Raw genomic sequence first — 20,485 nt, 5'->3', positions numbered from 1 at the left:
TCATCTGAAGAGCGCTCAAAATTTCATCGATGCGCCAATGTGTCCCGGCCTTCGCGCGTGGCAGTGGCCGTGCGATGCGATACGCTTCCCAAAAACAGGGAGGAATCATGTCCGCGAAACTCAATCGCCGTCACTTCATCGCTGCCGGTACGGCCGCCGCCGCAATGCCGTTGCTCTCGCGCGGCGCATCGGCGCAAGCTGGGTGGCCGTCGCGGAATATCCGCATGGTCGTCAGCTATCCGGCGGGCGGGCAGACCGACCTGCTGGCGCGCGCCTTCGGCGATTTCATCTCCCGGCAGGTGGGCAAGACCGTCGTCATCGAAAACAAGGCGGGCGCCTCCGGCTCGATTGGTGCTGCGGAAGTCGCGCGCGCGGAAGGAGATGGCCACACCATCCTGTGCTCGATCTCGACCACCTACGTCATGAACCGGGTCATGATCAAAAACCCCGGCTACGACATGGACAAGGATTTGACGCTGGTCAGCATCATCCCCGGCGCCGGGCTATTGCTGGTCGCGAGCCTGGCGTCCGGCGTCAAGACGCTGGACGATTTCGTCGCGTTCGCGCGCAAGAAGGGCCAGGTGAATTTCGGCACCTATAGCGCGGGCTCGGCGCCGCACATGACCATCAACGAACTCAACAAGCAGTATGATCTCAAGATCGAACCGATCCACTACCGGGGCGAAGCGCCGATGTGGACGGGACTGCTGGACGGCACGCTCGATGTCGCGATGGGCAGCTACACCGCCGCGCAGTCCGTGCTGCAGGGCGACAAGGGCGTCGTATTCGCAGTGCATTCGAAGAAGGTCGACGCGATCCCCAACGTCAAGACGCTGCCCGAACAGGGCGCGACATCGAAGTTCTTCACGATCAGCGGCTTCACCGGCTGGGCGGTGCCGAAGGCGACGCCGCAACCGATCGTCGACCGGCTGTCGGAACTCTTCGTGGCGGCCAATGCCGATCCGAAGGTGAAGGAGGTTCTCTCCACTTTCGTGCTGGATCCCGCGCTCGGCTTCAAGGAAAGCAATGCTCTGTATCAGCGCGAATTGCCGACCTGGATCGAGAGCGCCAAGGCGCTCGGCCTGGAGCCGGCGTAGCGGATCAGCCCTGCGCTTCTCACTTCGCGAACGGGTTCACCCAGCCTCCCCGCCCCGCCGGCGCGCGGGGCGGATAGGCGGCTTCGAGATAGTTCAGCACCTTGTCGCGATCCTTGTCGTCGAGCGGCGGCATGTTGTGGCGGCGGATCATCAGGTTGATGGAATCCTCCCACTGCGCCCGCGTCATGCCCTGCTGCGCCACCAGGCGAAAACCGTGGCAGGCGGTGCAGGCGTAGAAGGTCTCGTCGCGGCCGGCGCCCGCGGCAAATTCCTCCGGGCTCTCGTCGCGCGGCGTAAAAGTTGTTTGCGCCATGGCCGGCGCGATCCAGAGCGCCCCGGCGACGGCGAACCACGCAAGACGCTGCATCATCCCACCAGCACGGCGATGCGGTGCATGGCGTTGCCGCCATAGCCTTGCGGATTCCAGAAGCCGGCCAGATGCGGCTGCATCGCGCCCCTGGAATCGGTGGCGCGCGTCCAGATCTCGAAATAGCCGTCGGTCGGCAGCTTGACGGTCGCGGTCCAGCGCTGCCAGTCATACTTATTCTTCGGCTTCTCCAGCGTCGCCCGCTGCCAGCTCGAGCCGAAATCGAGCGAGATATCGACCTGCTTCACCGTGAGATCGCCGGCCCAGGAAGCGCCACGCAGCTTCAGCTCCTTGGTCCCGGCCGCGAACTTGGCGCCGTTCGCGGGATTGGTGATGATCGAGCGCACCGGCATCGATTCCAGAATGCGGAAATTGGCCGGATCGCCCTTGTCGCCGGGCACCATCGGCTTGATCGGGGTGCGATAGGAAAACTCCGTCATGCCGGGGCCGTCATGCTCGCGGTCGCGGATGGTGATGCGGGTCAGCCATTTCTGCGACGCCGAGCCCGCCCAGCCTGGCACGACCAACCGCACCGGCCCGCCATGGATGTTCGGTAGCGGCTTGCCGTTCATGCCCCACACGATAAGGGTGTTCGGGTCCATCGCTTTTTCGATGCGCACCCCGCGCGAGATGGTCGGCTTGCTGGCGTCGCCCGATAGATGCAGGTCGGCGGCATAATGCGCGGTATATTTCGCGCTCGGCTTCAGGCCGGCCTTCTTGAGGAGATCGGCGAGCGGCACGCCGGTCCATTCCGCGCAGCCCGCGCCGCCATTGCTCCACTGGTTGCCGCGCGCCGGCGGGGAGAACGCTCCGCGGCCGTTGCCGCCGCATTCCAGCACCATGCGCCGCGTCACCGCCTTGTATTTCGATTTCAGTTCGCCGAGCGTGATCTCGATCTTGTTGTTGACCTCGCCATCGATGATGATCTTCCAGGCGTCGGGATCCTTCGCCTCCTCCGGAATCTGCCCGTTGTTGCGGATGTAGAACTTTTCGATCGGCGTGGTGTCGTCGTCGAGCAGGCTTTCCGGCGTCTCGGCGACCAGCGGCTTTTCACCGAGCACGACGAGCCCTTCGTTCTTGCCGGGATATTTTAGATACTGCGGTCCCTTGGCCGCCGCAGGAGCCGCGGCAGGCCCGGCCTGCGCATGCGCTTGCGGAATGCCGACGCCGTCGCGCGACAGCGGCATCACGGCGCCCAGTGCCGCCAGGCCTGAACCGCCCAGAAATCTGCGTCGGCTGGTTTCGAAATGGCTGCCATCAGCCGCATTGCCTCCGGTTTCCCGCGCCATGACGTCCTCTCCCTTTGTTGCCCGCTCCCCGGGCTTCTTGGCCGGACTCCCCTTCGGGAATCCAACTGGGAAGAGTATTTGCGCTTTGCGGTCGCGCCGCAAGACGTCAGGGAAGCCGAGGCGCCAGCGCGGGAAGCCTCTGCACTCCTCCCTGCCCTACACCAGCGCATGTCGGGCAACGTCTAGCGAAGCTCCATTCTCATGACGTGGGTTTCATAGGCCTGATCGGCGATCACAAAATCCGCAGTACCAACCTTGTGAAAGCCGTGCCGAAGATAGAAGCCGATCGCCCGGCGGTTCTCGGCGGCGACCGTCAGCCAGACGCTGTCACCACCCAGGCTCCGGCAGTGCTCCAGAGCGCGGCGCAGCAGCGCGCCGCCGCGTCCGCCCGACTGGTGACGCGGTTGAACATAGAGGGTCTTGATCTGCAGCGGCGAGCAGCCGGCCAGCGGCGGCGTGGCCGTTGAACAAACCGTCACGAAGCCGTCAATTCCTATCTGGTTTTCCGATACAAAGATCGCCAGCTCGGGATCGCCGATCCCGCTTCGGAATTTTTGCGCCGTGAATTCCGCAAGAACATAGTCCGCAAAGAACGCGCTTACGCCATTGCGGAGATACGTGTTCAACCAGACCTCGATGCTCACCGCAGCCAGACTGGAGGCATCCTGTTCTTCAGCCTTCCTGATCATGCCGGCCCACGCTCTGAAAATTTCGGCGCGCCGATCCCGCTGAACGGCATTCGCCGACATCGCCATGAGCCCGGCGCTCGCGCCGGGCTCCGCCGCATCGAAGGGAAGAACTCAGCTCTTGCGGGCTTTGCTGAGCAGATAGTTGTCGTAATAGTTTTCCGCGATCTGCGTGTAGAACAGCACTTCCTTCATGTAGGCGTCGTGGCTCTCTTTCGTCTTCTTGAACAGCGGGCTCTTCTCGGCGATCTCGTTCAGATGGTCCTGGGTCGCCTGATAGCAGGCTTCCATGACCGGCTGCGGGAATGCGCGCAGCTCCGCCCCACCCGCGACCAGCCGCTTCAGCGCGGCAGGATTGACGCTGTCGTATTTCTCGGTCATCCACGCACCGGCTGCGGCTCCAGCCTGGTTGAGGATCGCCTGGTACTGCTTCGGCAGCGCGTTCCACTTCTCCTCGTTCACCACCATGTGCAGCATGGCGCCGCCTTCCCACCAACCGGGGAAGTAGTAGTATTTTGCGACCTTGTAGAAGCCGAGTTTTTCGTCGTCATAGGGGCCGACGAACTCGGCGGCATCGATCGATCCCTTCTCCAGCGCCGAATAGACCTCGCCGCCCGCGATCTGCTGCGGCACGATGCCGAGCTTGGCCAGCACATGGCCGCCCATGCCGGCGATGCGGAATTTGAGGCCCTTGAGGTCGTCGACGGTCTTGATCTCCTTGCGGAACCAGCCGCCCATCTGCGTGCCGGAGTTGCCGCACAGGATCGCATGCGCCTTGAACGGCTTCAGCGCCTCGTTGCAGAGCTCGGCGCCACCGCCGAACGTCCACCAGGAACCCTGATGGCGATGGTTCATGCCGAACGGCGCGCCGGTGGCGTAGGCCAGCGCCGGCTCCTTGCCGATGTAGAAATAGAGTGGCGTCTGCGCGACCTCGACGGTCGCGGTGCTCACGGCATCCAGCGCCTGCAGGCCGGGCACGATCTCGCCCGCCGCAAAGGTCTGGATCTGGAATTTGTTGTCGGTGGCGTCGGCCACGTATTTCGCAAAGGTCTGCGCCGTGCCGAAGATGGTATCGAGCGACTTCGGAAAGCTCGACGTCAGCCGCCACTTGATCTCGGGCGCAGCTTGCGCGATCGCGGGTGCCGCGACCAGCGTCGTCGCGCCGGCCAAGGCGCCGCCTTTGAGGAATGTACGGCGTTTCATGATGTGCTTACTCCTTCGATTGCAGTCCATTGCCAGGGGCAAAGGGCCTTCCGGGACCGCTCGTTCCTCACCATAGCGAACTTCGGCGCGTGCGTGGAAGCGCTACGTTGCCCGTGAGGGGGTGAATGTCGGGACTTGCTCGGCAAAAAGTCCCCTTCCTCGCACCCCCCAGCCAGATCGGTCCGGCATCGGCGGCAATTTGTCCCTCGACACCGCATATGAACCTTGCGAAAATTTTCAAAGATGCGACCACCCCCCAGGGAAGGCGGACATGCTTGTCGGTAGGCATCTTGTCCTCAGACTTGCATTGCCCGCAACTTCGAATGTGGAGTTGTGACTTTGTCTGCCAGGCAGACAGCAGGCCGTAAATCGTCCCTTCGAAGTGCCGGCGATGTACTGGCAGCAATCATCATCACCGGTCGCAGAGACAGGTAGCGTCGTCTATCGGCGCATCGTCCGATAGCTGCCCTGCCGTATCAGAAAAAGCGGAGACCTGCCATGATTAGTATCGAAGAAGGTCCGAGCAAGCTGGTTCTGAAAGCTGGCTCGACCACGCTTACGTTCGACAAGGATTCCGGCAAGGCGACACTGCAGCGAAAAATGTTGCTGTGGAACAAGACACCCGTCGAGTTTGCGCTCTCCGAAATCGACGACATTGCGGTGAAGTCGGACGTAGACGGTCTCTCAGGCGCGGCTATCCATCACAGCGTCATGCACAGACGTAATGGCGAGATCACCGTCCTGACAACCGAGGAAGCCAGGGACGCTGCCGAGACGGTCAGAAAACTCCGTGGATTTGTCGGACTGTAAGTTTCGGGAGCAGGCGGTTGCGGCTCGAACACGGCGTACTAGCCGTGAAACTTGAGGCCGGCGACGATCTTGTCGATCACCTTGCGCTCGGTGCGCATCCCGATCGCGACTTTCGTAGTGACACCTGCAAAGCCAAGGCGTAGTTTTCCAGCGCGCTGATCGGTTGGCAAAAACAGCCTGATTGGAAGAGTCCCTTGAGGACCGCCGACGGCAGATCAGAAGATCATGTGCCATCTGCACGACGGCGAGCTGACCTAGCGCCCAATCGCGAGGTCGCGGGAGGCAGCTACAGGCAAGCGCAAATGGGGGGTCTCTCGAAGAGGAGGAGCTTCCATGAAACTTCGCACAACCCTTGTTCTTGCGGTCGCACTTGCCGGCGTCGTCATCATGGTTTCCACGCGCATCGCAGCCGCTGAGCCCACCGGCAAGATCACCATCCTCTACGACGCTTTCGGCACCGATGCGGCGATGAAAAAGGATTGGGGCTTCTCCGCACTGGTGGAAATATCGGGCAAACGAATCCTGTTCGACACAGGCAACGACCAGGACATCTTCGCAGCGAACATACCGGAAGGATGAATCCTTACCGGAGGAGATGCGCTATTACGACGGCAAGCCACCGGAAGTCATGAAATTTGGCACCGCCTGGCAGCGGGCCAATATCGAGCCGATCGACAAGACAACGGAAATTGCCCCCGGCATTACGTTGATTGCACTAGTGTCCGACGCCCCCGGCACGAGGGAGCTCAAGGAGTTGTCGCTGGCCGTCAACACCGCGGACGGCGTCGTGCTCGTGGTCGGCTGTGCGCATCCGGGGATCGAAAAGATCGTCGAGGCTGCGACAACCATCAATCCCAGAATTCGCTTGATCGCCGGCGGGTTCCACCTCGTCGTCGCCTCGGACGAGACCATTGCCAAAGCCGTGGCAGCGCTCAAGGACACGTTCAAGGTAGAGAATATCGCTCCGGGCCACTGCACCGGCGAGCCGACATTTGCAGCGTTGAAGCGGGCTTACGGTGATCGATACCTTTATGCGGGTGTCGGCACTTCGTTGCCGTTGGGACCAGGCATGGGCTCTGTTGGGCGACGTGGCGAGCGACCGGCAATCCAGGAGGATGATCTGGCCACCTATCGGAGGCTGGCCCAACGGGAAGACCCGTTCGGTATCCTGCGGGCACGGCAGCAAAGAACGAGGCTTTCGCATCTCTAACCGTGAACAACCCATGCATCAGAGCGACCTCTGCCGATCGCTGTAAATGATCGCTCTACGCCCTAGCTGTGAAACTTCAGCCCGTCGACGATCTTGTCGATCACCTTGCGCTCGGCACGCATCGCGAGCCCGACCAGGTTGAGCTCGGCGCGGATCACCGTGCTGACCACCTCGCGGTTGGCGGCGTCATGCGTGGTCTTGAACATGTCCTCGGTATAGACCGCGGGCGTGACGTTGCGCGCCAGCGCCCGCTCCAGCGCGCGGGACAGTGCCGGGCGGTCGGCGCCGTAGATCAGGATCGGCTGGCCGATCAGCGACAGATATTTGGTGCCCGATGCGTCGCCATAGGGCTCGCCAATACAGTCGGGAAACGATGCGGCGATGCCGCCGGCGAGGAACGAAGCGACGTTGAGCTTCTGCCAGACTTCGAGATCGGTCCGGATCACGACCGCGATCTTGGTGTCGAATTGCATGAACTTCCCCAAAAAGACTCAAGCTCTCATTCGGCCGGCATTCTGAGCCAACCGAAGGCAGTCTCTATCATTATTGCTATTCACTGCTGCCGGCGATACTCGGCCGGAGTGACGTTCATGTGCCGGCGAAAGACCCGGTTGAGATGGCTCTGATCGGCGAAGCCGCTCAGAAGCGCGATCTCCTTGAGCGGCAGACGATCTTTACGCAGATGCTGGCACGCCCGTTCCACCTTGCGTTTCAAGACATAGGCATGCGGCCGGGTTCCGTAATGCGCCTGGAATTTGCGCGCGAACTGAACCGACGTGCAGTTGCAGATGCCAGCCAATTCCTCGAGCGTGATGTTCCGGAAGATGTTTTGTTCGATGTAGTCTTCGATCAGCCGCGCATGGGCTGGCCTGAAACGTCCCTGCGCGCAGGGCAACTTGAACTGCACAGAGGCGTATTTTCGCAAGATGTGCACGTTGGCCTGAAGCGCCAGCGCATCGTAGCAGAGCCGCCCGCCCGGCCCTCCGGTGGCCACCTCCTGAACCATTTGATCGCTGATCCAGGCCAATACCGGATCCTCTGCGCGCACCAGGTCATGCAGTTCGACGCGCTCCGCGTCACGGTCGAAGGCGTCGCTTGCCGTCTTCATCATCAGCGCGGGCGAGATATAGAAATGAGACACTTCAATATCGTGTCGCCATACCCAGTTCGAAGGCTCCGCGCGCGTCAGCAATGTCGTCACGCCGCGGCCGACGTGATCCTGCTTCCATGGTCCGCTCACGCGACGGTTCATGGATGTCGCGCCTTCCCGATAATTGACGATCAGATAATTCTCCGCCCCCGGGACCAGGATCTCGGACGGGGCATAGCGGAACACCCTCACGCGAAATTCCGGCATGCCCGTCGCCACGCTGTCCAGCTTGAGTTCGCCGCCGGCATATTTCGGAAGCTCCTCCACCGTGATCAATCGGCCCATCGCGTATCTCCCGCATCTGGAATTTTGGGGCGGTTGACCGCTCTATTCCTTGGCCAGACGGCGCCGGCGAGCATACGGCCGTTTTGCAATTTGCCAAGGGCCATTGCAGACGCCGTTCCAACCCCCACCATTTCGTTCAAAGGAATGCGGAATTCATCCAAGCCGCGAACGCAGGACGGCCATTAGCTTCCTCGTCCAACACGGATAAGAGCAGGCAATTAAGAGACGCGCACCTGAAGCGTCCAGCCGCCAGTTCTGCCGTGAACGATAACTAGACGCGCCGTCCGTCTCGCGACGGGCGAACGACATCGCGTGTCTTTCAGCAACAAATGCCAATGGAGGGAAGCATGACCCAAGCAGCCACAGAGTCACGGGGAGGTAACGGGAAGCAGAAGACGGCGACTTTCGATGCGGTGGTCATCGGAGCCGGTGTCGCCGGCCTTTATCAATTGTACCGTCTGCGCGAGCAGGGATTGAACGTGAGAGTAATCGAATCCGCCTCCGGCGTTGGCGGCACCTGGTATTGGAATCGCTACCCAGGCGCGCGTTTCGATTCGGAAGCCTATATTTATCAATATCTCTTCTCCGAAGAGCTCTACAAGGGATGGAGCTGGAGCGAGAAATTCCCCGGTCAACCCGAAATCGAGCGTTGGCTGAATTACGTCGCCGACCGCCTCGATCTTCGCAAGGACATTCAGTTCGATACCACCGTCGAGCGCGCGCATTTCGACGAGGCGACGCAGCGTTGGACGATTTTGACCAACGCGGGCGATACGATCGACGCCCAATTCCTCATCACCTGCTGCGGCATGCTCTCGGCCCCCCTGACGTCAAGATTTCCGGGACAGGAGACGTTCAAGGGTCAGCTATTCCATACGGCGCGCTGGCCCAAGGAGGGCGTCAGTCTTGCCGGCAAGCGCGTTGGCGTGGTGGGCAACGGGGCGACCGGCATCCAGGTCATCCAGACGATCGCCAGCGACGCGGGTCATCTGAAGGTCTTCATCCGCACGCCGCAATACATCATCCCGATGAAGAATCCCAAATACAGCGCTGCCGACGTCGATGCCTACAAGGCACGATTCCAGTTTTTCACCAAGCAGCTGCCGAGTACATTCACCGGCTTCGAGTATGATTTCGAGCACGCTTGGGCCGATCTCACGCCCGAGCGTCGCCGCGAGGTCCTTGAAGCATGCTGGAACGATGGTTCCCTGAAGCTGTGGCTCGCCTCCTTCGGCGAGATGTTCTTCGACGATGAGGTCAACCGGCAGATATCCGAATTCGTGCGCGAAAAGATGCGCGCGCGGCTCCAGGATCCGAAGCTGTGCGAACTGCTCATTCCGTCCGCGTCCGACTACGGTTTCGGAACGCATCGCGTGCCGCTGGAGCAGAGTTTCCTGGAGACCTTCCATCGTCCCAATGTCGAGATTGTCAGCGTCAGGACCAATCCGATTGAGCGCGTGACCCCTGATGGCCTTCAGACGGCGGACGGGACCGTCCACGAGCTGGACGTCATCATTCTGGCAACCGGGTTCGACGCCGGAACAGGTGCGTTGACGCGCATCGACATCCGCGGCCGGGGTGGAAGGGCATTGAAAGACGAATGGAGCGCGGATATCCGCACCACCATGGGCCTGCAGATTCACGGCTACCCGAATCTGTTCACGACTGCCGTGCCGCTCGCTCCCTCGGCCGCCCTGTGCAATATGACGACGTGCCTGCAGAAGCAGGTCGAGTGGATCGACGACTGTATCAAGTACCTGCGCAGCCGGAATCTGAAAGTCATCGAGCCGACAAAGGATGCGGAAGACCAATGGGTAGCGCATCACGACGAGACCGCCAATGCGACACTCATTGCGAGGACCAGTTCCTGGTATCTCGGCTCGAACGTCGAAGGCAAACCGCGGCGGGTGCTGTCCTACACCGGCGGTGTAGGTACCTATCACCAGAAATGTAACGAGGTCGCCGCGAACGGCTACCCGGGCTTCACCATGCAATGAGCGCGGCGCCGCCAGGCGTCGTGACGACGGTGCGCGCGACCGCTCGCGGTCGCGTGCGACCGGCCGCGAGCTCCAGGCGGCGCGATATCCATCGACAGCATTCATTCGAAAAGCGGAGGAAGACGATGAGCACTAATTTCAATGTGGCGGCCAACGCCGTCCTCGATGGGGTCGTTGCGTCAAACCCGCGCGTCCCCGGTGTCGTCGCGATGGTCACAGACCGTCATCGCAACATCTACGAGGGCGCGGCCGGCAAGCGCCGTCTCGATCAGGCGGCCGAAATGACGACGGACAGCGTTTTCGCCATCTTCTCGACCACCAAGGCGATCACCGGCACGGCGATCCTGCAGCTCGTTGAACAAGGCGAGCTCGATCTCGATGCGCCTGCCAAGACCTACGCGCCCGACATCGGCAAGCTTCAGGTCATCGATGGCTTCGATGCCAAGGGCGAGCCGAGGTTACGCCCCCCGAAGCGCGATGTGACCACGCGCATGCTGATGGTTCACACCGCCGGCTTCGGTTACGACTTCTTCAGCCAAACCTATAATCGCCTGGCACAGGAGAAAGGGCAATCCAGCGTCATCACCTCGTCCAAGGCGTCGCTGATGACCCCGCTGCTGTTCGATCCGGGCGACAAATGGGAATACGGAACCAATATCGACTGGTGCGGCCAAATCGTCGAGGCCATCACCGGAAAGCGGCTCGGCGACGTGTTCAAGGCGCGCATATTCGAGCCGCTCGGAATGAAGGACACGACCTTCGAGCTCACCGAGGCAATGCGCGGCAAGCTGGCCGGGGTGCATGCGCGCGGCGCCGATGGCTCGCTCACGCCAATGGACTTCGAGCTTCCTGCCAACCCGGAAGTTCACATGGGCGGCCATGGCCTTTACGCCACCGTCGGCGACTACATGCGCTTCATCCGCATGTGGCTTAACGATGGTGCCGGCGAGAATGGCCGCGTGCTGAAGCCCGAGACCGTACGCATGGCGGCGCAGAACCACCTGGGCGACAAGAAGGTGACGGCCCTTCCGGGTGTCATCCCCTCGCTGTCCAATGACGCGGAATTCTTTCCAGGCCAGTCGAAGTCCTGGGCGCTGACATTCATGATCAACGACCAACAGGCGCCTACCGGACGCCCAGCCGGTGCTCTCGGTTGGGCCGGTCTTGCCAATCTCTTCTACTGGATCGACCGGGCGAATGGCATTGGCGGATTCTGGGCCACACAAATTCTGCCCTTCGGCGATCCGGCTTCGTTCGTCGGTTACATGAACTTCGAAACCGCGTTCTACGAGAGCCTGAAGCTGCGAAAGGCGGGCTAGGCTTTCGAGACGTCGAGCTTAGAAATTGGCTCAGTGGTGCGGCCTCCCGCTTCCCGATCGAGGTTGTTTGCGACCTCGATCGTCGGGGCCACACATGGGTGCATGCCCTTTGCTATCCCTTGGCGTCGCAGGCCCAGGCGCGGATGACGCATTCCTTGCCGCCGAATTCGTAGCACTTCCTGGTGGCGGCGTTGAGCGAGCTTGAAATCTTCGGCTTCACGGCATAGCCGTGGGCGCCGCAGGGATTGGTCATGTCGACGGCAAGGGCTGCGCAGGCGCGCTTCATGGCAATGGCGGTACAGTTGCCCTTTCACTGTTTCAGCGCCGCGGTGCGCGCGTCGGCCTCGGCCGGATAGTCATAGGCCTGGCCATAGGCGCCGCATTTGCCGACCGCCAGCGCGCCGGCTGCCCACGCCTTGGTGATGGTGCTCGAGACGGCCAGTATCAGCGTCATTGCAACGACGAACAGCGCCCGGCGCTGTGCCGCGACGGTCGAAACGATCAAAATCCCCTCCCCCGAGGTAACGGGAGAATCTAGCTGCGGGGAAGTTTCCACTTGGTGAATGGGAGGTTTTGTAGGGTGGGCAAAGCGAAGCGTGCCCACCATTCTTTTCGAGTTTGCGGATGCATGGTGGGCACGGGGCAAGTGCGCCTTTGCCTACCCTACGGATTACCCCCGCCGCGCCGCTTCCAGCGCTTGCGGGGTGTCGATATCAAGAAATGCGCTCTGGCCGTCGACTGCGACTTCGGCCACCGCTTCGGCGTGCTTGGCGATCAGGTGGCGGGCGCCGACGTCGCCGTCGAGTGTCATCAATTCTTTGAAGAAGCGGCGCGACCACAGCACGGGATTGCCGCGGCGGCCGTCGCTGACGGGGACGGCGATCAGGTGGCCGCGGTCCGGCGCGAAGGTTTCGATCAACTGGTCGATCAGCTTTGCCGAGATCAGCGGCATGTCGCCGAGGCAGACGATGGCGCCGTCGGCGTTTTCGGGTACCGCAGCGATGCCGGCCTTGACGGATGACGCGAGCCCGCCGGCGAAATCGGGATTGCGGACGAACTTTACATTGAGGCCCGCCAGGGCCTGCTCGACCAACTCGGCCTGATGGCCGGTGACGACGATCACCTCGGTTGCCTTCGAGGCGAGCACCTGCTCGGCGACGATCCGCACCAGTTTTTTGCCGTCGATTTCGGCCAAGAGCTTGTTGGGACCGCCCATCCGCGTCGAGCGGCCGGCGGCGAGCACGATTGCCACGACGTTGCGGTTGGCCTCGATATCGGCGACGCGCGGCTGCGGCCGGGTGACGATTTCCATCAAGAGGCCGCCGACGCCCATGCCGGTCAACTCGGCGCGGGTGACCTTCAGCCCGGCGAGAAGCCGCATCAGCACCCAGTCAAAGCCGTTCTCGACCGGCGAACGCGCGCAGCCCGGCGCGCCCAATACCGGCACGCCACCGGCGCTGCCGATCAGAAGCAGATTGCCGGGATCGACCGGCATGCCGAAATGCTCGATCGCACCACCGATTTCGGTGATCGCGGCCGGGATCACGTCGCGGCGGTCGGCGATCGCGGAGGCGCCAAACACGATCACCAGCTCGGCGCCGAGGCCGAGCAATTCCTTGATCGAGGCAGCCAGATCGGCCTCGTCATGTGGCACGCGGCGTTCGGCGATGATGCTGGCGCCCGCCGGGGCCAGTCGCTCGGCCGTCACGCGCAAGGTCTTGTCGATCACTTTCGGCGCCAGCCCTGGCAGCAGCGTCGAGACCACGCCGACGCGCTTGATGACGTAAGGCGCGATCCGCAGCGTGTTTTTTCCTGCTACCGCCACAGCGGCATCTCGCAGCTTGCCTTCGACGCCGAACGGAATGAGTTTGACGGTTGCGATCATCTCGCCTTCGACCACAGGCTTGAAGGCCGAAAGCGTGGCAAAGGTGATGGCCTCGTCGACGCCGTTGATGCGGTCGACCGCTGATCGGTCCACCACCAGCACGCCGGCTTGCGCCGCGAACAGATTGGCGCGGCCGGTGAAGGCGCGCTCGACATTGACGCCCTCGCCCGCCACTGCCTGCGCGATGCTGGCGGCGGCCTCGTCCTCGGAGACGTCGCCCTCTTCCAGCCGGACCACGACAATTTCCTTGACGCCCGCCTTGGTGAGCGCCTCGACTTCGGCGGGGCCAATCGTGGTGCCCTTCTTGAGCACCAGCGAGCCCTGCCGCAGCGTGTGCACGGTGACGCCGCCAATCGCGTCGACCGGACTGGCGGGCCCGAACTTCATGCCGCCTGAACCTTCGCGGTTTCCTTGGGAAGCCGTAGCTCGGCGGTGATCTCGGCCATGATCGCGACCGCGATTTCCGACGGCGACACCGCGCCGATCGAAAGCCCGATCGGCGCATGGATCCGCGCGATGTCGGCATCGGATGCGCCCTGCGCCTTCAGCCGCTCGGCGCGCTTGGCGTGGGTCTTTCGCGAGCCGAGCGCGCCGATATAGAAGCAATCGCGCTCGAACGCGTGCAGCAGCGCCGGATCGTCGATCTTCGGATCATGCGTGACGGCGACGAACGCCGTGTAGTGATCGACATTGAGCGGTGGCAGCGCCACGTCAGGCCATTCGGCGATCAGCGGCACGTCGGGGAAGCGCTCGGGGCTGGCGAAGGCGGTGCGCGGATCGACCACCGTCACGTCGTAATCGAGCGAGCGCGCCAGCGGCGCCAGGGCCTGGCTGATATGGACCGCGCCGACAATGACGAGCCGCGCCGTCGGCGCGTGGACATTGAGGAACAGTTTCTTGCCGCCGGACTCGATCATGGCGCTCTTGCCCATGCGGAGCTGTTTTGAAAGTTCGGAACTCAAGGGATCGGTTGCGATATCCCTGGCTTTCACCAGCCGCTGATCGCCATTGGCGACATCGGTGACGACGATGACCGGGCGGCGCGCGGCACGCTCGGCGTTGACCTGAGTGAGGGTTTCGAGCTTCACGACTGACCGACTTTCTCGACGAAGACGCGGATGGTGCCGCCGCAGGACAGCCCGACGTTCCAGGCGGTCTCGTCGGCGACGCCGAACTCGAGCATCTTGGGCTTGCCGCTGGCGATCACGTCCAGCGCCTCGGTGACCACGGCGCCCTCGACGCAGCCGCCGGAGACCGAGCCCAGAAACGTACCGTCATCGTTGATGACGAGACTCGATCCGGCCGGCCTCGGGGCCGAGCCCCAGGTCTCGACCACGGTCGCCAGCGCCACGCCGTGTCCGGCCTTCTGCCAGTTCTCGGCGGCCTGCAGAATGTCTTCGTCGCGGTTGAGCATGGGAGAACCTCCTTCAGGCCGCCGATCGGATGCGGCTCATGTGGTGCGGCGGCGGTGGCGCCGAAAGCGCCTCGATCAGCCCTTCCATCGACGTCAAGTTATGCACCGGGCGGAATTCGTCAACGTGGGGCAACATCATTTTGATGCCCTGCGCCTTGGCCTCAAAACCGCTGTAGCGCAGCAACGGATTGAGCCAGATCAGGCGGCGGCAGGAGCGGTGCAGCCGGTCCATCTCGAAGGCGAGCTTGGCGTCCGCCTCCCGCTCCAGCCCGTCGGAAATCAGCAGCACGATGGCGCCCTGACCGAGCACGCGTCGGCCCCACAATTTGTTGAAGCTATGCAGCGAGGTGGCGATGCGGGTGCCGCCGGCCCAGTCCTCCACCGAGGACGAACAGCTCGCCAGCGCCTCGTCGGGATCCTTGGCTCGCAGCGCCCGTGTCACATTGGTGAGCCGCGTCCCGAACAGGAACACGGAGACGCGCTTGCGAGCGTCGGTGATGGCGTGGAGGAAATGCAGGAACAGGCGGGTATATTCGCTCATCGAACCGGAGATATCGAGCAGCGCCACGATCGGCGCCGGCTTCTCGATCCGGCCGAGCTTCCGGATGTCGATGATCTCGCCGCCGGTGCGCAAGGAACTGCGCAGGGTGCGGCGCATGTCGAGGCGCAGGCCCTTGGCGTCCGGCTGATAGCGGCGGGTGCGCAACTCCGCCTGCGGCAGCTTCATATTGGCGATGGCGCGGGTGACCTCGGCGATCTCGGCCGCGCTCATCTGCGCAAAGTCCTTTTTCTGCAAAATCTCCTTGTCGGAGACCGACAGCCGCAGCTCCTGCTGCTCGACCTCGTGCGTCTCGTCGCGCATCGAGGGCTGCGCCAGCGCTTCCTGCACGCGGCGCGAGGCCGGCGGCGGTTTCTTCTTGGCGTGGTCGGGCAGCGGCACCGAATCCAGCATGTGCTTCCAGTCCTCGGCGGCGCGGAAGAACAGGTCGAAGGCCTGCGCAAAGATCAACGCGTGCTCGTGGCGCTTGACGAAGATCGCTTCCAGCGTGGTGTAGACGTCGCCGCGGTTGCCGATCTCGATCACCTGCAGCGCGCTGAGGGCGTCGATGACGGCGCCGGGGCCGACGGGGATGCCGGCAGCGCGCAGCGCGCGGGCGAAGCCGATGATGTTGTCGGCCATGTGCCCGGTCGGGGGATTGAGGTGATCGATGTTACTCATGGTCGAGCCGGTTTCCTCTGCCGTCATTCCGGGGCGACGCGTCAGCGTCGAACCCGGAATCTCGAGATTCCGGGTCTGGTCCTTCGGACCATCCCGGAATGACGACGACCTAGTCGCTCGTCGCTTCCTTCAAAACCTTCTGCAGCGTGTCGCCCTGCATGCGCGCGATGTCGTCCTGGTATTTCAGCAGCGCGCCCAGCGTGTCGCCGACCAGTTGCGGCGTCAGCGAGCGGGCGTCGAGTTCGGTCAGCGCGGTGGCCCAGTCGATGGTCTCGGCGACGCCGGGCGACTTGTAGAAATCCTGATCGCGCAGCGCCTGCACGAAGCTGACGACCTGCTGCGAAAGCTTGACGGAGATGCCCGGCACGCGCGACTTGACGATCGCGAGTTCGCGCTCGGCATCGGGGTAATCCACCCAGTGATAGAGACAGCGGCGCTTCAGCGCGTCGTGGATCTCGCGGGTGCGGTTCGAGGTGATGATGACGATCGGCGGCTGCGGCGCCCTGATGGTGCCGAATTCGGGGATCGTGACCTGGAAGTCGCTGAGTATTTCCAGCAAGTATGCCTCGAACGCCTCGTCGGCGCGGTCGAGTTCGTCGATCAGGAGTACCGGCGCACCGGCAACGTCCGGCTCCAGCGCCTGCAGCAGCGGGCGCTTGATCAGAAAGCGCTCGGCAAAGATGTCCGACGACAATTGCTCGCGATCGGTATCGCCGGCGGCTTCGGCGAGGCGGATCGCGATCATCTGCGCCGCACTGCTCCACTCATAGACGGCGGAGGCAACGTCGAGGCCTTCGTAGCACTGCAGGCGGATCAGCTTGCGCCCGAGCGCCGCCGACAGGACTTTTGCGATCTCGGTCTTGCCGACACCCGCCTCGCCTTCGAGAAACAGCGGCCGGCCCATCCGCAGCGACAGGTAAGTCACCGTCGCCAGCGACCGCTCGGCCAGATAGCCGCGCGAGGTCAGGAGCTCAAGCATCCCATCGACGGATTTGGGCAGCGCCGATGCAGTCATGGGATAGCCAATCTTGGGATCGCCAATCTTGATAAGCCGGAAATCGGCAAGCTTACTTCGCCGTCGCCGCTTCGACGGCGCGGCGCGTCAGCACGCCGATCAGGTGCGCGCGATATTCGGCGCTGCCGTGCAGATCGCTGTTCAGCCCCTCGGCCGAAGCCGAAACGCCGTCGAGCACCTTGTGCGAAAAGCGCTTCTTCAAGGCTTCCTCGAACGCGGTAGCGCGGAACACGCCGTCCGAGCCCGCGCCGGTGACGGCGACGCGCACGTCCGACGGACGCTTGGCGACGAACACGCCGACCAACGCATAACGCGAGGCCTGGTTGCGGAATTTGATATAGGCCGCCTTCTTCGGCAGCGGGAACATCACCTTGGTGATGATCTCGTCATTTTCCAGCGCGGTCGAGAACAGGCCCTGGAAGAACTCTTCCGCCTTGAGGCGGCGCTTGTTGGTGACGATGGTGGCACCGAGCGCGAGCACGGCTGCGGGATAATCCGCGGTCGGGTCGTTGTTGGCGAGCGAGCCGCCGATCGTGCCCTTGTGGCGCACCGCGGGATCGCCGATTCCGCCGGCGAGTTCGGCGAGCGCGGGGATGGCTTCGCCGACAATTGGCGAGGTCGCGACACTGTCATGCTTCGCCGTCGCGCCGATCACCAGCGAGCGGCCCTTCATCTCGATGGCATCGAGCCCTTCGATGTGGGAGAGGTCGACCAGATGCGGCGGGCTGGCGAGCCGCTGCTTCATGACCGGGACCAGCGTGTGGCCGCCGGCGATCACCTTGGCGTCTTCGTTCTTCACCAGGAGATTGGCAGCCTGCCGCACGGTCGCCGGACGATGATATTTGAATTCGTACATGAGAACTTCCTGATCGCTACTCGCGATGAAAATCGATTAAGCGGATTTGGCCATCGCCTTGGCGCCGGCGGCGATCGAAGTCACGATGTTCTGATAGCCGGTGCAGCGGCACAGATTACCTTCGAGCTCCTCGCGGATGACATGGTCCGACAGATCGTGGCCCTTGCGGTTGACCAGATCGACCGCGGTCATGATCATGCCGGGGGTGCAGAAGCCGCACTGCAAGCCGTGATGTTCGCGGAAGGCTTCCTGCATCGGATGCAGCGGCGCGCCATCGGCGGCCAGGCCCTCGATGGTGCGGACTTCATGGCCATCGGCCATGACCGCGAGCGTGGTGCAGGACTTCACCGCCTTGCCGTCGAGATGGACGACGCAGGCGCCGCACTGCGAGGTATCGCAACCGACATGGGTGCCCGTCAGCCGGAGATTTTCCCGCAGAAACTGGACCAGCAGGGTACGGGAATCGACATTGGCGTTTACGGGATTACCGTTCACGATCAGGGAAATCTTGGCCATCAGCACTCTCTTGGGCTGCACCGCCGGATATACCGGCAACGCAGGCGATTTATAGTCATTCCAAAGCCCATAATATGGGCCATCCCGGTAATGAGCAACCTCGGGAGCCCCTCGCCTGGGACATGGCCTGAGTGACTTGACGGGCCTGTTCGGCCGGGGTGGGCGGACGGAATCAGCCTCGACGGAATCAGCCTTGGACGGCCTTGCCGAAATTCGCGAAGAATTCGTCGGCCAGCTTCTTGGCCGCGCCGTTGATCAGGCGCTGTCCGAGCTGGGCCAGCTTGCCGCCGATCTGCGCCTCGACATTATAGCTCAACAGCGTGCCGCCATCCTTCTCGGTGAGCGCCACCGTAGCGCCGCCCTTGGCGAAGCCGGCGACGCCGCCCTCGCCTTCGCCCGAGATCTTGTAGCCGTTGGGCGGATCGAGGTCGCTCAGCATGACCTTGCCCTTGAAGCGGGCGGAGACCGGTCCGACCTTCATTTTGGCGGTGGCGCGGAAGCCGTTATCCTCGGTCTTTTCCAGCTCCTCGCAGCCGGGAATGCAGGCCTTCAGCACTTCCGGATCGTTCAGCTTGGCCCACACGGCCTCGCGCGACGCTGCAAGCTGGACTTCGCCGTTCATCGTCATGGCCATGGGGGTGCCTCCTGGATCGCTTCAACTGTTCTCCCCCAAGTAAAGCACGCCCGGGCCAAAAGGAAGGGCGATGAGCGATGCATCTTCGCACGTGCAACAAGTGCTTGGCGACAAGGGCATTGGCTTTGACAGGCCGGGATGGTTAGGTCGCATAGAGATGAGTACGTCCCTTTCCCCCCTGCTGGCTCCAATGTTGTCGAGCGCCGCGATGCGCGCGGTCTGCGACGATGTGGCAAGCCTGCAGAATATGCTGGATTTCGAGGCCGCGCTGGCCCGAGCCGAAGCCGCGCTTGGGGTGATTCCGTCGGGTGCGGCAGGTGCGATCACGAATGCGTGCAAAACCGAATCATTCGACCTTGCCGCGCTGGCTGATGCCGCAACGAGATCCGGCAATCTCGCCATCCCGCTCGTCAAGGCGCTGACGTCTGTTGTCGCCAAGGCCGATGCCGACGCCGCGCGGTACGTCCATTGGGGCGCGACCAGCCAGGACGTCATCGATACCGGCGCCATGCTCAGCCTTCGCGCCGCGATCGACGCGCTGCTCGCCGACATCGATCGCGCGATAGCTGGCTTTGCCAAGCTGGCACGTCAGCACCGCAACACGCCCGTGGTCGCCCGCACCTGGCTGCAGCATGCGCTGCCGATGCCGTTCGGACTGAAGCTCGCCGAATATGCCGCTGCATTGCACCGCTCGAAGCTGCGGCTTAAGCGTCTGCGCAGCGAGACGCTGGCGCTGCAATTCGGCGGCGCCGCCGGCACGCTTGCGGCGCTGGGCGACAAGGGATTGGCGGTTGCGGAAAGATTGGCCGAGGAACTGAAGCTACCTTTGCCCGACGCGCCCTGGCACACCCACCGCGACCGCATCGCGGAAGCGGCCGGCGTAGTCGCAATTCTTGCCGGCACCTGCGGCAAGATCGCGCGCGACGTGTCGCTGATGATGCAGACCGATGTCGGCGAAGCCTTCGAACCGTCGGGCGAAGGCCGCGGCGGCTCTTCCACCATGCCGCACAAGCGCAACCCGGTGGCGGCGGCCAGCGCGCTTGCCGCGGCGACCATGGCGCCCAATCTCGCGGCAACGATTTTTGCCGCGCAGGTGCAGGACCACGAGCGCAGCGCCGGTCCCTGGCACGCCGAATGGCCGACGCTGCCGACCCTGCTGCTGGTCACCTCGGGCGCGCTGGCGGCGGTCGTCGATATCGCCGAAGGTTTGGAAGTCGACGCCGCGCGCATGCGCACCAATCTCGACGCGACCGACGGGCTGATCATGGCCGAAGCGGTGGCGATGGCGCTCGCCGAAAAGATCGGCAAGATCGACGCGCATCATCTGGTCGAAGCCGCGAGCAAGAAGGCGGTCAAGGACAACAAGCATCTGCGCGACGTGCTGACGAACGACTCGAAAGTCACGGCACAACTCGGCGCCGAGAAAATTGCAGATCTGTTCGAGCCGATGGCCTATCAGGGCGCCTCGCAGGCGCTGATCGACCGCCTGCTCGCTTCGCTGGACCACAAGTAATCAGATGTCATTGCCGGGCT

General features: G+C 63.1%; 22 protein-coding genes and 1 pseudogene. 7 read left to right on the top strand and 16 right to left on the bottom strand.

Annotated features, from left to right (window positions below; all coding sequences use genetic code 11):
* Positions 1 to 107: 107 nt before the first annotated feature.
* Positions 108 to 1,097 carry a tripartite tricarboxylate transporter substrate binding protein gene (locus ACH79_RS27555; protein WP_161853737.1) on the top strand — a complete coding sequence of 330 codons (990 nt, stop codon included), beginning with the start codon at positions 108 to 110 and terminating at the stop codon, positions 1,095 to 1,097.
* Between the two features lie 19 nt (positions 1,098 to 1,116).
* Here ACH79_RS27555 and ACH79_RS27550 read toward each other — a convergent pair whose 3' ends face one another.
* The 4 genes from ACH79_RS27550 to ACH79_RS27535 form a co-directional block, all read right to left on the bottom strand.
* Positions 1,117 to 1,464 (bottom strand): hypothetical protein, encoded by a 348-nt coding sequence (locus ACH79_RS27550; protein WP_161853736.1) that lies wholly within the window; start codon positions 1,462 to 1,464, stop codon positions 1,117 to 1,119.
* Positions 1,464 to 2,753, bottom strand: a complete 1,290-nt coding sequence (locus ACH79_RS27545) for a sulfite oxidase (RefSeq protein ID WP_161853735.1) — start codon at positions 2,751 to 2,753, stop codon at positions 1,464 to 1,466. Before ACH79_RS27545 ends, ACH79_RS27550 begins: the two co-directional genes overlap by 1 nt.
* A gap of 182 nt (positions 2,754 to 2,935) precedes the next feature.
* Positions 2,936 to 3,508: a GNAT family N-acetyltransferase gene (locus ACH79_RS27540; RefSeq protein ID WP_246738153.1), complete on the bottom strand. Its 573-nt coding sequence runs from the start codon at positions 3,506 to 3,508 to the stop codon at positions 2,936 to 2,938.
* A 45-nt stretch (positions 3,509 to 3,553) separates the two neighbouring features.
* The gene (locus ACH79_RS27535; RefSeq protein WP_161853734.1) at positions 3,554 to 4,642 is read right to left on the bottom strand and encodes a TRAP transporter substrate-binding protein; all 1,089 of its coding nucleotides are present in this window, start codon (positions 4,640 to 4,642) and stop codon (positions 3,554 to 3,556) included.
* Between the two features lie 498 nt (positions 4,643 to 5,140).
* On the opposite strand from ACH79_RS27535, the gene ACH79_RS27530 reads away from it, so the two are divergent.
* Positions 5,141 to 5,452, top strand: a complete 312-nt coding sequence (locus ACH79_RS27530; RefSeq protein ID WP_161853733.1) for a hypothetical protein — start codon at positions 5,141 to 5,143, stop codon at positions 5,450 to 5,452.
* A 38-nt stretch (positions 5,453 to 5,490) separates the two neighbouring features.
* On the opposite strand, the gene ACH79_RS44855 is transcribed toward ACH79_RS27530, so the two are convergent.
* Positions 5,491 to 5,622, bottom strand: a complete 132-nt coding sequence (locus tag ACH79_RS44855) for a hypothetical protein (protein ID WP_256380279.1) — start codon at positions 5,620 to 5,622, stop codon at positions 5,491 to 5,493.
* A gap of 163 nt (positions 5,623 to 5,785) precedes the next feature.
* Between ACH79_RS44855 and ACH79_RS44310 the strand changes: the two genes are divergently transcribed.
* Together ACH79_RS44310 and ACH79_RS27525 are read left to right on the top strand one after the other, a co-directional pair.
* On the top strand, positions 5,786 to 6,031 hold the full coding sequence (locus ACH79_RS44310; RefSeq protein ID WP_246738152.1) for a hypothetical protein: 246 nt from the start codon (positions 5,786 to 5,788) through the stop codon (positions 6,029 to 6,031).
* 16 nt (positions 6,032 to 6,047) lie between these two features.
* Positions 6,048 to 6,662 (top strand): MBL fold metallo-hydrolase, encoded by a 615-nt coding sequence (locus tag ACH79_RS27525; protein WP_246738151.1) that lies wholly within the window; start codon positions 6,048 to 6,050, stop codon positions 6,660 to 6,662.
* Positions 6,663 to 6,724: 62 nt separating this feature from the next.
* Here ACH79_RS27525 and ACH79_RS27520 read toward each other — a convergent pair whose 3' ends face one another.
* Positions 6,725 to 7,135 (bottom strand): DUF2000 family protein, encoded by a 411-nt coding sequence (locus tag ACH79_RS27520; protein WP_161853732.1) that lies wholly within the window; start codon positions 7,133 to 7,135, stop codon positions 6,725 to 6,727.
* Between the two features lie 80 nt (positions 7,136 to 7,215).
* The gene (locus ACH79_RS27515) at positions 7,216 to 8,097 is read right to left on the bottom strand and encodes a helix-turn-helix domain-containing protein (RefSeq protein ID WP_161853731.1); all 882 of its coding nucleotides are present in this window, start codon (positions 8,095 to 8,097) and stop codon (positions 7,216 to 7,218) included.
* 347 nt (positions 8,098 to 8,444) lie between these two features.
* Here ACH79_RS27515 and ACH79_RS27510 point away from each other — a divergent pair, with 347 nt between their 5' ends.
* Both ACH79_RS27510 and ACH79_RS27505 read left to right on the top strand, forming a co-directional pair.
* Entirely contained in the window at positions 8,445 to 10,094 is a 1,650-nt protein-coding gene (locus tag ACH79_RS27510; RefSeq protein ID WP_161853730.1) for an NAD(P)/FAD-dependent oxidoreductase, read from the top strand.
* 125 nt (positions 10,095 to 10,219) lie between these two features.
* The gene (locus ACH79_RS27505; RefSeq protein WP_161853729.1) at positions 10,220 to 11,413 is read left to right on the top strand and encodes a serine hydrolase; all 1,194 of its coding nucleotides are present in this window, start codon (positions 10,220 to 10,222) and stop codon (positions 11,411 to 11,413) included.
* 112 nt (positions 11,414 to 11,525) lie between these two features.
* Here the strand turns inward: ACH79_RS27505 and ACH79_RS27500 are convergent.
* The 9 genes and pseudogenes from ACH79_RS27500 to ACH79_RS27460 all read right to left on the bottom strand — a co-directional run bounded on the left by ACH79_RS27500 (position 11,526) and on the right by ACH79_RS27460 (position 18,952).
* Positions 11,526 to 11,867 (bottom strand): annotated as a pseudogene (locus ACH79_RS27500) (DUF4189 domain-containing protein).
* Positions 11,868 to 12,083: 216 nt separating this feature from the next.
* A complete protein-coding gene (locus ACH79_RS27495; protein WP_161853728.1) occupies positions 12,084 to 13,685 on the bottom strand; it encodes an NTP transferase domain-containing protein in 1,602 nt (533 codons plus the stop codon).
* On the bottom strand, positions 13,682 to 14,386 hold the full coding sequence (locus tag ACH79_RS27490) for an XdhC family protein (protein ID WP_161853727.1): 705 nt from the start codon (positions 14,384 to 14,386) through the stop codon (positions 13,682 to 13,684). The genes ACH79_RS27495 and ACH79_RS27490 overlap by 4 nt, the downstream gene beginning before the upstream one ends.
* The gene (locus ACH79_RS27485) at positions 14,383 to 14,712 is read right to left on the bottom strand and encodes an XdhC family protein (RefSeq protein ID WP_025589337.1); all 330 of its coding nucleotides are present in this window, start codon (positions 14,710 to 14,712) and stop codon (positions 14,383 to 14,385) included. The genes ACH79_RS27490 and ACH79_RS27485 overlap by 4 nt, the downstream gene beginning before the upstream one ends.
* A 13-nt stretch (positions 14,713 to 14,725) precedes the next feature.
* Positions 14,726 to 15,931, bottom strand: a complete 1,206-nt coding sequence (locus ACH79_RS27480) for a VWA domain-containing protein (RefSeq protein WP_161853726.1) — start codon at positions 15,929 to 15,931, stop codon at positions 14,726 to 14,728.
* Positions 15,932 to 16,040: 109 nt separating this feature from the next.
* Positions 16,041 to 16,946 carry a MoxR family ATPase gene (locus ACH79_RS27475; RefSeq protein ID WP_161853725.1) on the bottom strand — a complete coding sequence of 302 codons (906 nt, stop codon included), beginning with the start codon at positions 16,944 to 16,946 and terminating at the stop codon, positions 16,041 to 16,043.
* Positions 16,947 to 16,998: 52 nt separating this feature from the next.
* A complete protein-coding gene (locus ACH79_RS27470) occupies positions 16,999 to 17,802 on the bottom strand; it encodes a xanthine dehydrogenase family protein subunit M (RefSeq protein ID WP_161853724.1) in 804 nt (267 codons plus the stop codon).
* Between the two features lie 36 nt (positions 17,803 to 17,838).
* Positions 17,839 to 18,318 carry a (2Fe-2S)-binding protein gene (locus tag ACH79_RS27465; protein ID WP_057858206.1) on the bottom strand — a complete coding sequence of 160 codons (480 nt, stop codon included), beginning with the start codon at positions 18,316 to 18,318 and terminating at the stop codon, positions 17,839 to 17,841.
* Positions 18,319 to 18,505: 187 nt separating this feature from the next.
* Positions 18,506 to 18,952 (bottom strand): carbon monoxide dehydrogenase subunit G, encoded by a 447-nt coding sequence (locus ACH79_RS27460; protein WP_161853723.1) that lies wholly within the window; start codon positions 18,950 to 18,952, stop codon positions 18,506 to 18,508.
* A 157-nt stretch (positions 18,953 to 19,109) separates the two neighbouring features.
* Between ACH79_RS27460 and ACH79_RS27455 the strand changes: the two genes are divergently transcribed.
* Positions 19,110 to 20,465, top strand: coding sequence for a 3-carboxy-cis,cis-muconate cycloisomerase (locus ACH79_RS27455; RefSeq protein WP_161853722.1), 1,356 nt, complete (start codon positions 19,110 to 19,112; stop codon positions 20,463 to 20,465).
* Positions 20,466 to 20,485 lie beyond the last annotated feature (20 nt).

It is taken from the genome of Bradyrhizobium sp. CCBAU 051011, assembly GCF_009930815.1.
GTDB lineage: Bacteria > Pseudomonadota > Alphaproteobacteria > Rhizobiales > Xanthobacteraceae > Bradyrhizobium.
This window is presented reverse-complemented; position numbering and strand designations above follow the sequence as displayed.

Bases quoted from the DNA above. Each gene is read 5' to 3' on its own strand.
- ACH79_RS27505 (WP_161853729.1), top strand. From the start codon at position 10,220: ATGAGCACTAATTTCAATGTGGCGGCCAACGCCGTCCTCGATGGGGTC.
- ACH79_RS27535 (WP_161853734.1), bottom strand. From the start codon at position 4,642: ATGAAACGCCGTACATTCCTCAAAGGCGGCGCCTTGGCCGGCGCGACG.
- ACH79_RS27475 (WP_161853725.1), bottom strand. From the start codon at position 16,946: ATGACTGCATCGGCGCTGCCCAAATCCGTCGATGGGATGCTTGAGCTC.
- ACH79_RS27530 (WP_161853733.1), top strand. From the start codon at position 5,141: ATGATTAGTATCGAAGAAGGTCCGAGCAAGCTGGTTCTGAAAGCTGGC.
- ACH79_RS27510 (WP_161853730.1), top strand. From the start codon at position 8,445: ATGACCCAAGCAGCCACAGAGTCACGGGGAGGTAACGGGAAGCAGAAG.
- ACH79_RS27470 (WP_161853724.1), bottom strand. From the start codon at position 17,802: ATGTACGAATTCAAATATCATCGTCCGGCGACCGTGCGGCAGGCTGCC.
- ACH79_RS27525 (WP_246738151.1), top strand. From the start codon at position 6,048: ATGCGCTATTACGACGGCAAGCCACCGGAAGTCATGAAATTTGGCACC.
- ACH79_RS27550 (WP_161853736.1), bottom strand. From the start codon at position 1,464: ATGCAGCGTCTTGCGTGGTTCGCCGTCGCCGGGGCGCTCTGGATCGCG.
- ACH79_RS27455 (WP_161853722.1), top strand. From the start codon at position 19,110: ATGAGTACGTCCCTTTCCCCCCTGCTGGCTCCAATGTTGTCGAGCGCC.
- ACH79_RS44310 (WP_246738152.1), top strand. From the start codon at position 5,786: ATGAAACTTCGCACAACCCTTGTTCTTGCGGTCGCACTTGCCGGCGTC.
- ACH79_RS27480 (WP_161853726.1), bottom strand. From the start codon at position 15,931: ATGAGTAACATCGATCACCTCAATCCCCCGACCGGGCACATGGCCGAC.
- ACH79_RS27515 (WP_161853731.1), bottom strand. From the start codon at position 8,097: ATGGGCCGATTGATCACGGTGGAGGAGCTTCCGAAATATGCCGGCGGC.
- ACH79_RS27460 (WP_161853723.1), bottom strand. From the start codon at position 18,952: ATGGCCATGACGATGAACGGCGAAGTCCAGCTTGCAGCGTCGCGCGAG.
- ACH79_RS27540 (WP_246738153.1), bottom strand. From the start codon at position 3,508: ATGGCGATGTCGGCGAATGCCGTTCAGCGGGATCGGCGCGCCGAAATT.
- ACH79_RS27555 (WP_161853737.1), top strand. From the start codon at position 108: ATGTCCGCGAAACTCAATCGCCGTCACTTCATCGCTGCCGGTACGGCC.
- ACH79_RS27545 (WP_161853735.1), bottom strand. From the start codon at position 2,753: ATGGCGCGGGAAACCGGAGGCAATGCGGCTGATGGCAGCCATTTCGAA.
- ACH79_RS27465 (WP_057858206.1), bottom strand. From the start codon at position 18,318: ATGGCCAAGATTTCCCTGATCGTGAACGGTAATCCCGTAAACGCCAAT.
- ACH79_RS27520 (WP_161853732.1), bottom strand. From the start codon at position 7,135: ATGCAATTCGACACCAAGATCGCGGTCGTGATCCGGACCGATCTCGAA.
- ACH79_RS27495 (WP_161853728.1), bottom strand. From the start codon at position 13,685: ATGAAGTTCGGGCCCGCCAGTCCGGTCGACGCGATTGGCGGCGTCACC.
- ACH79_RS27485 (WP_025589337.1), bottom strand. From the start codon at position 14,712: ATGCTCAACCGCGACGAAGACATTCTGCAGGCCGCCGAGAACTGGCAG.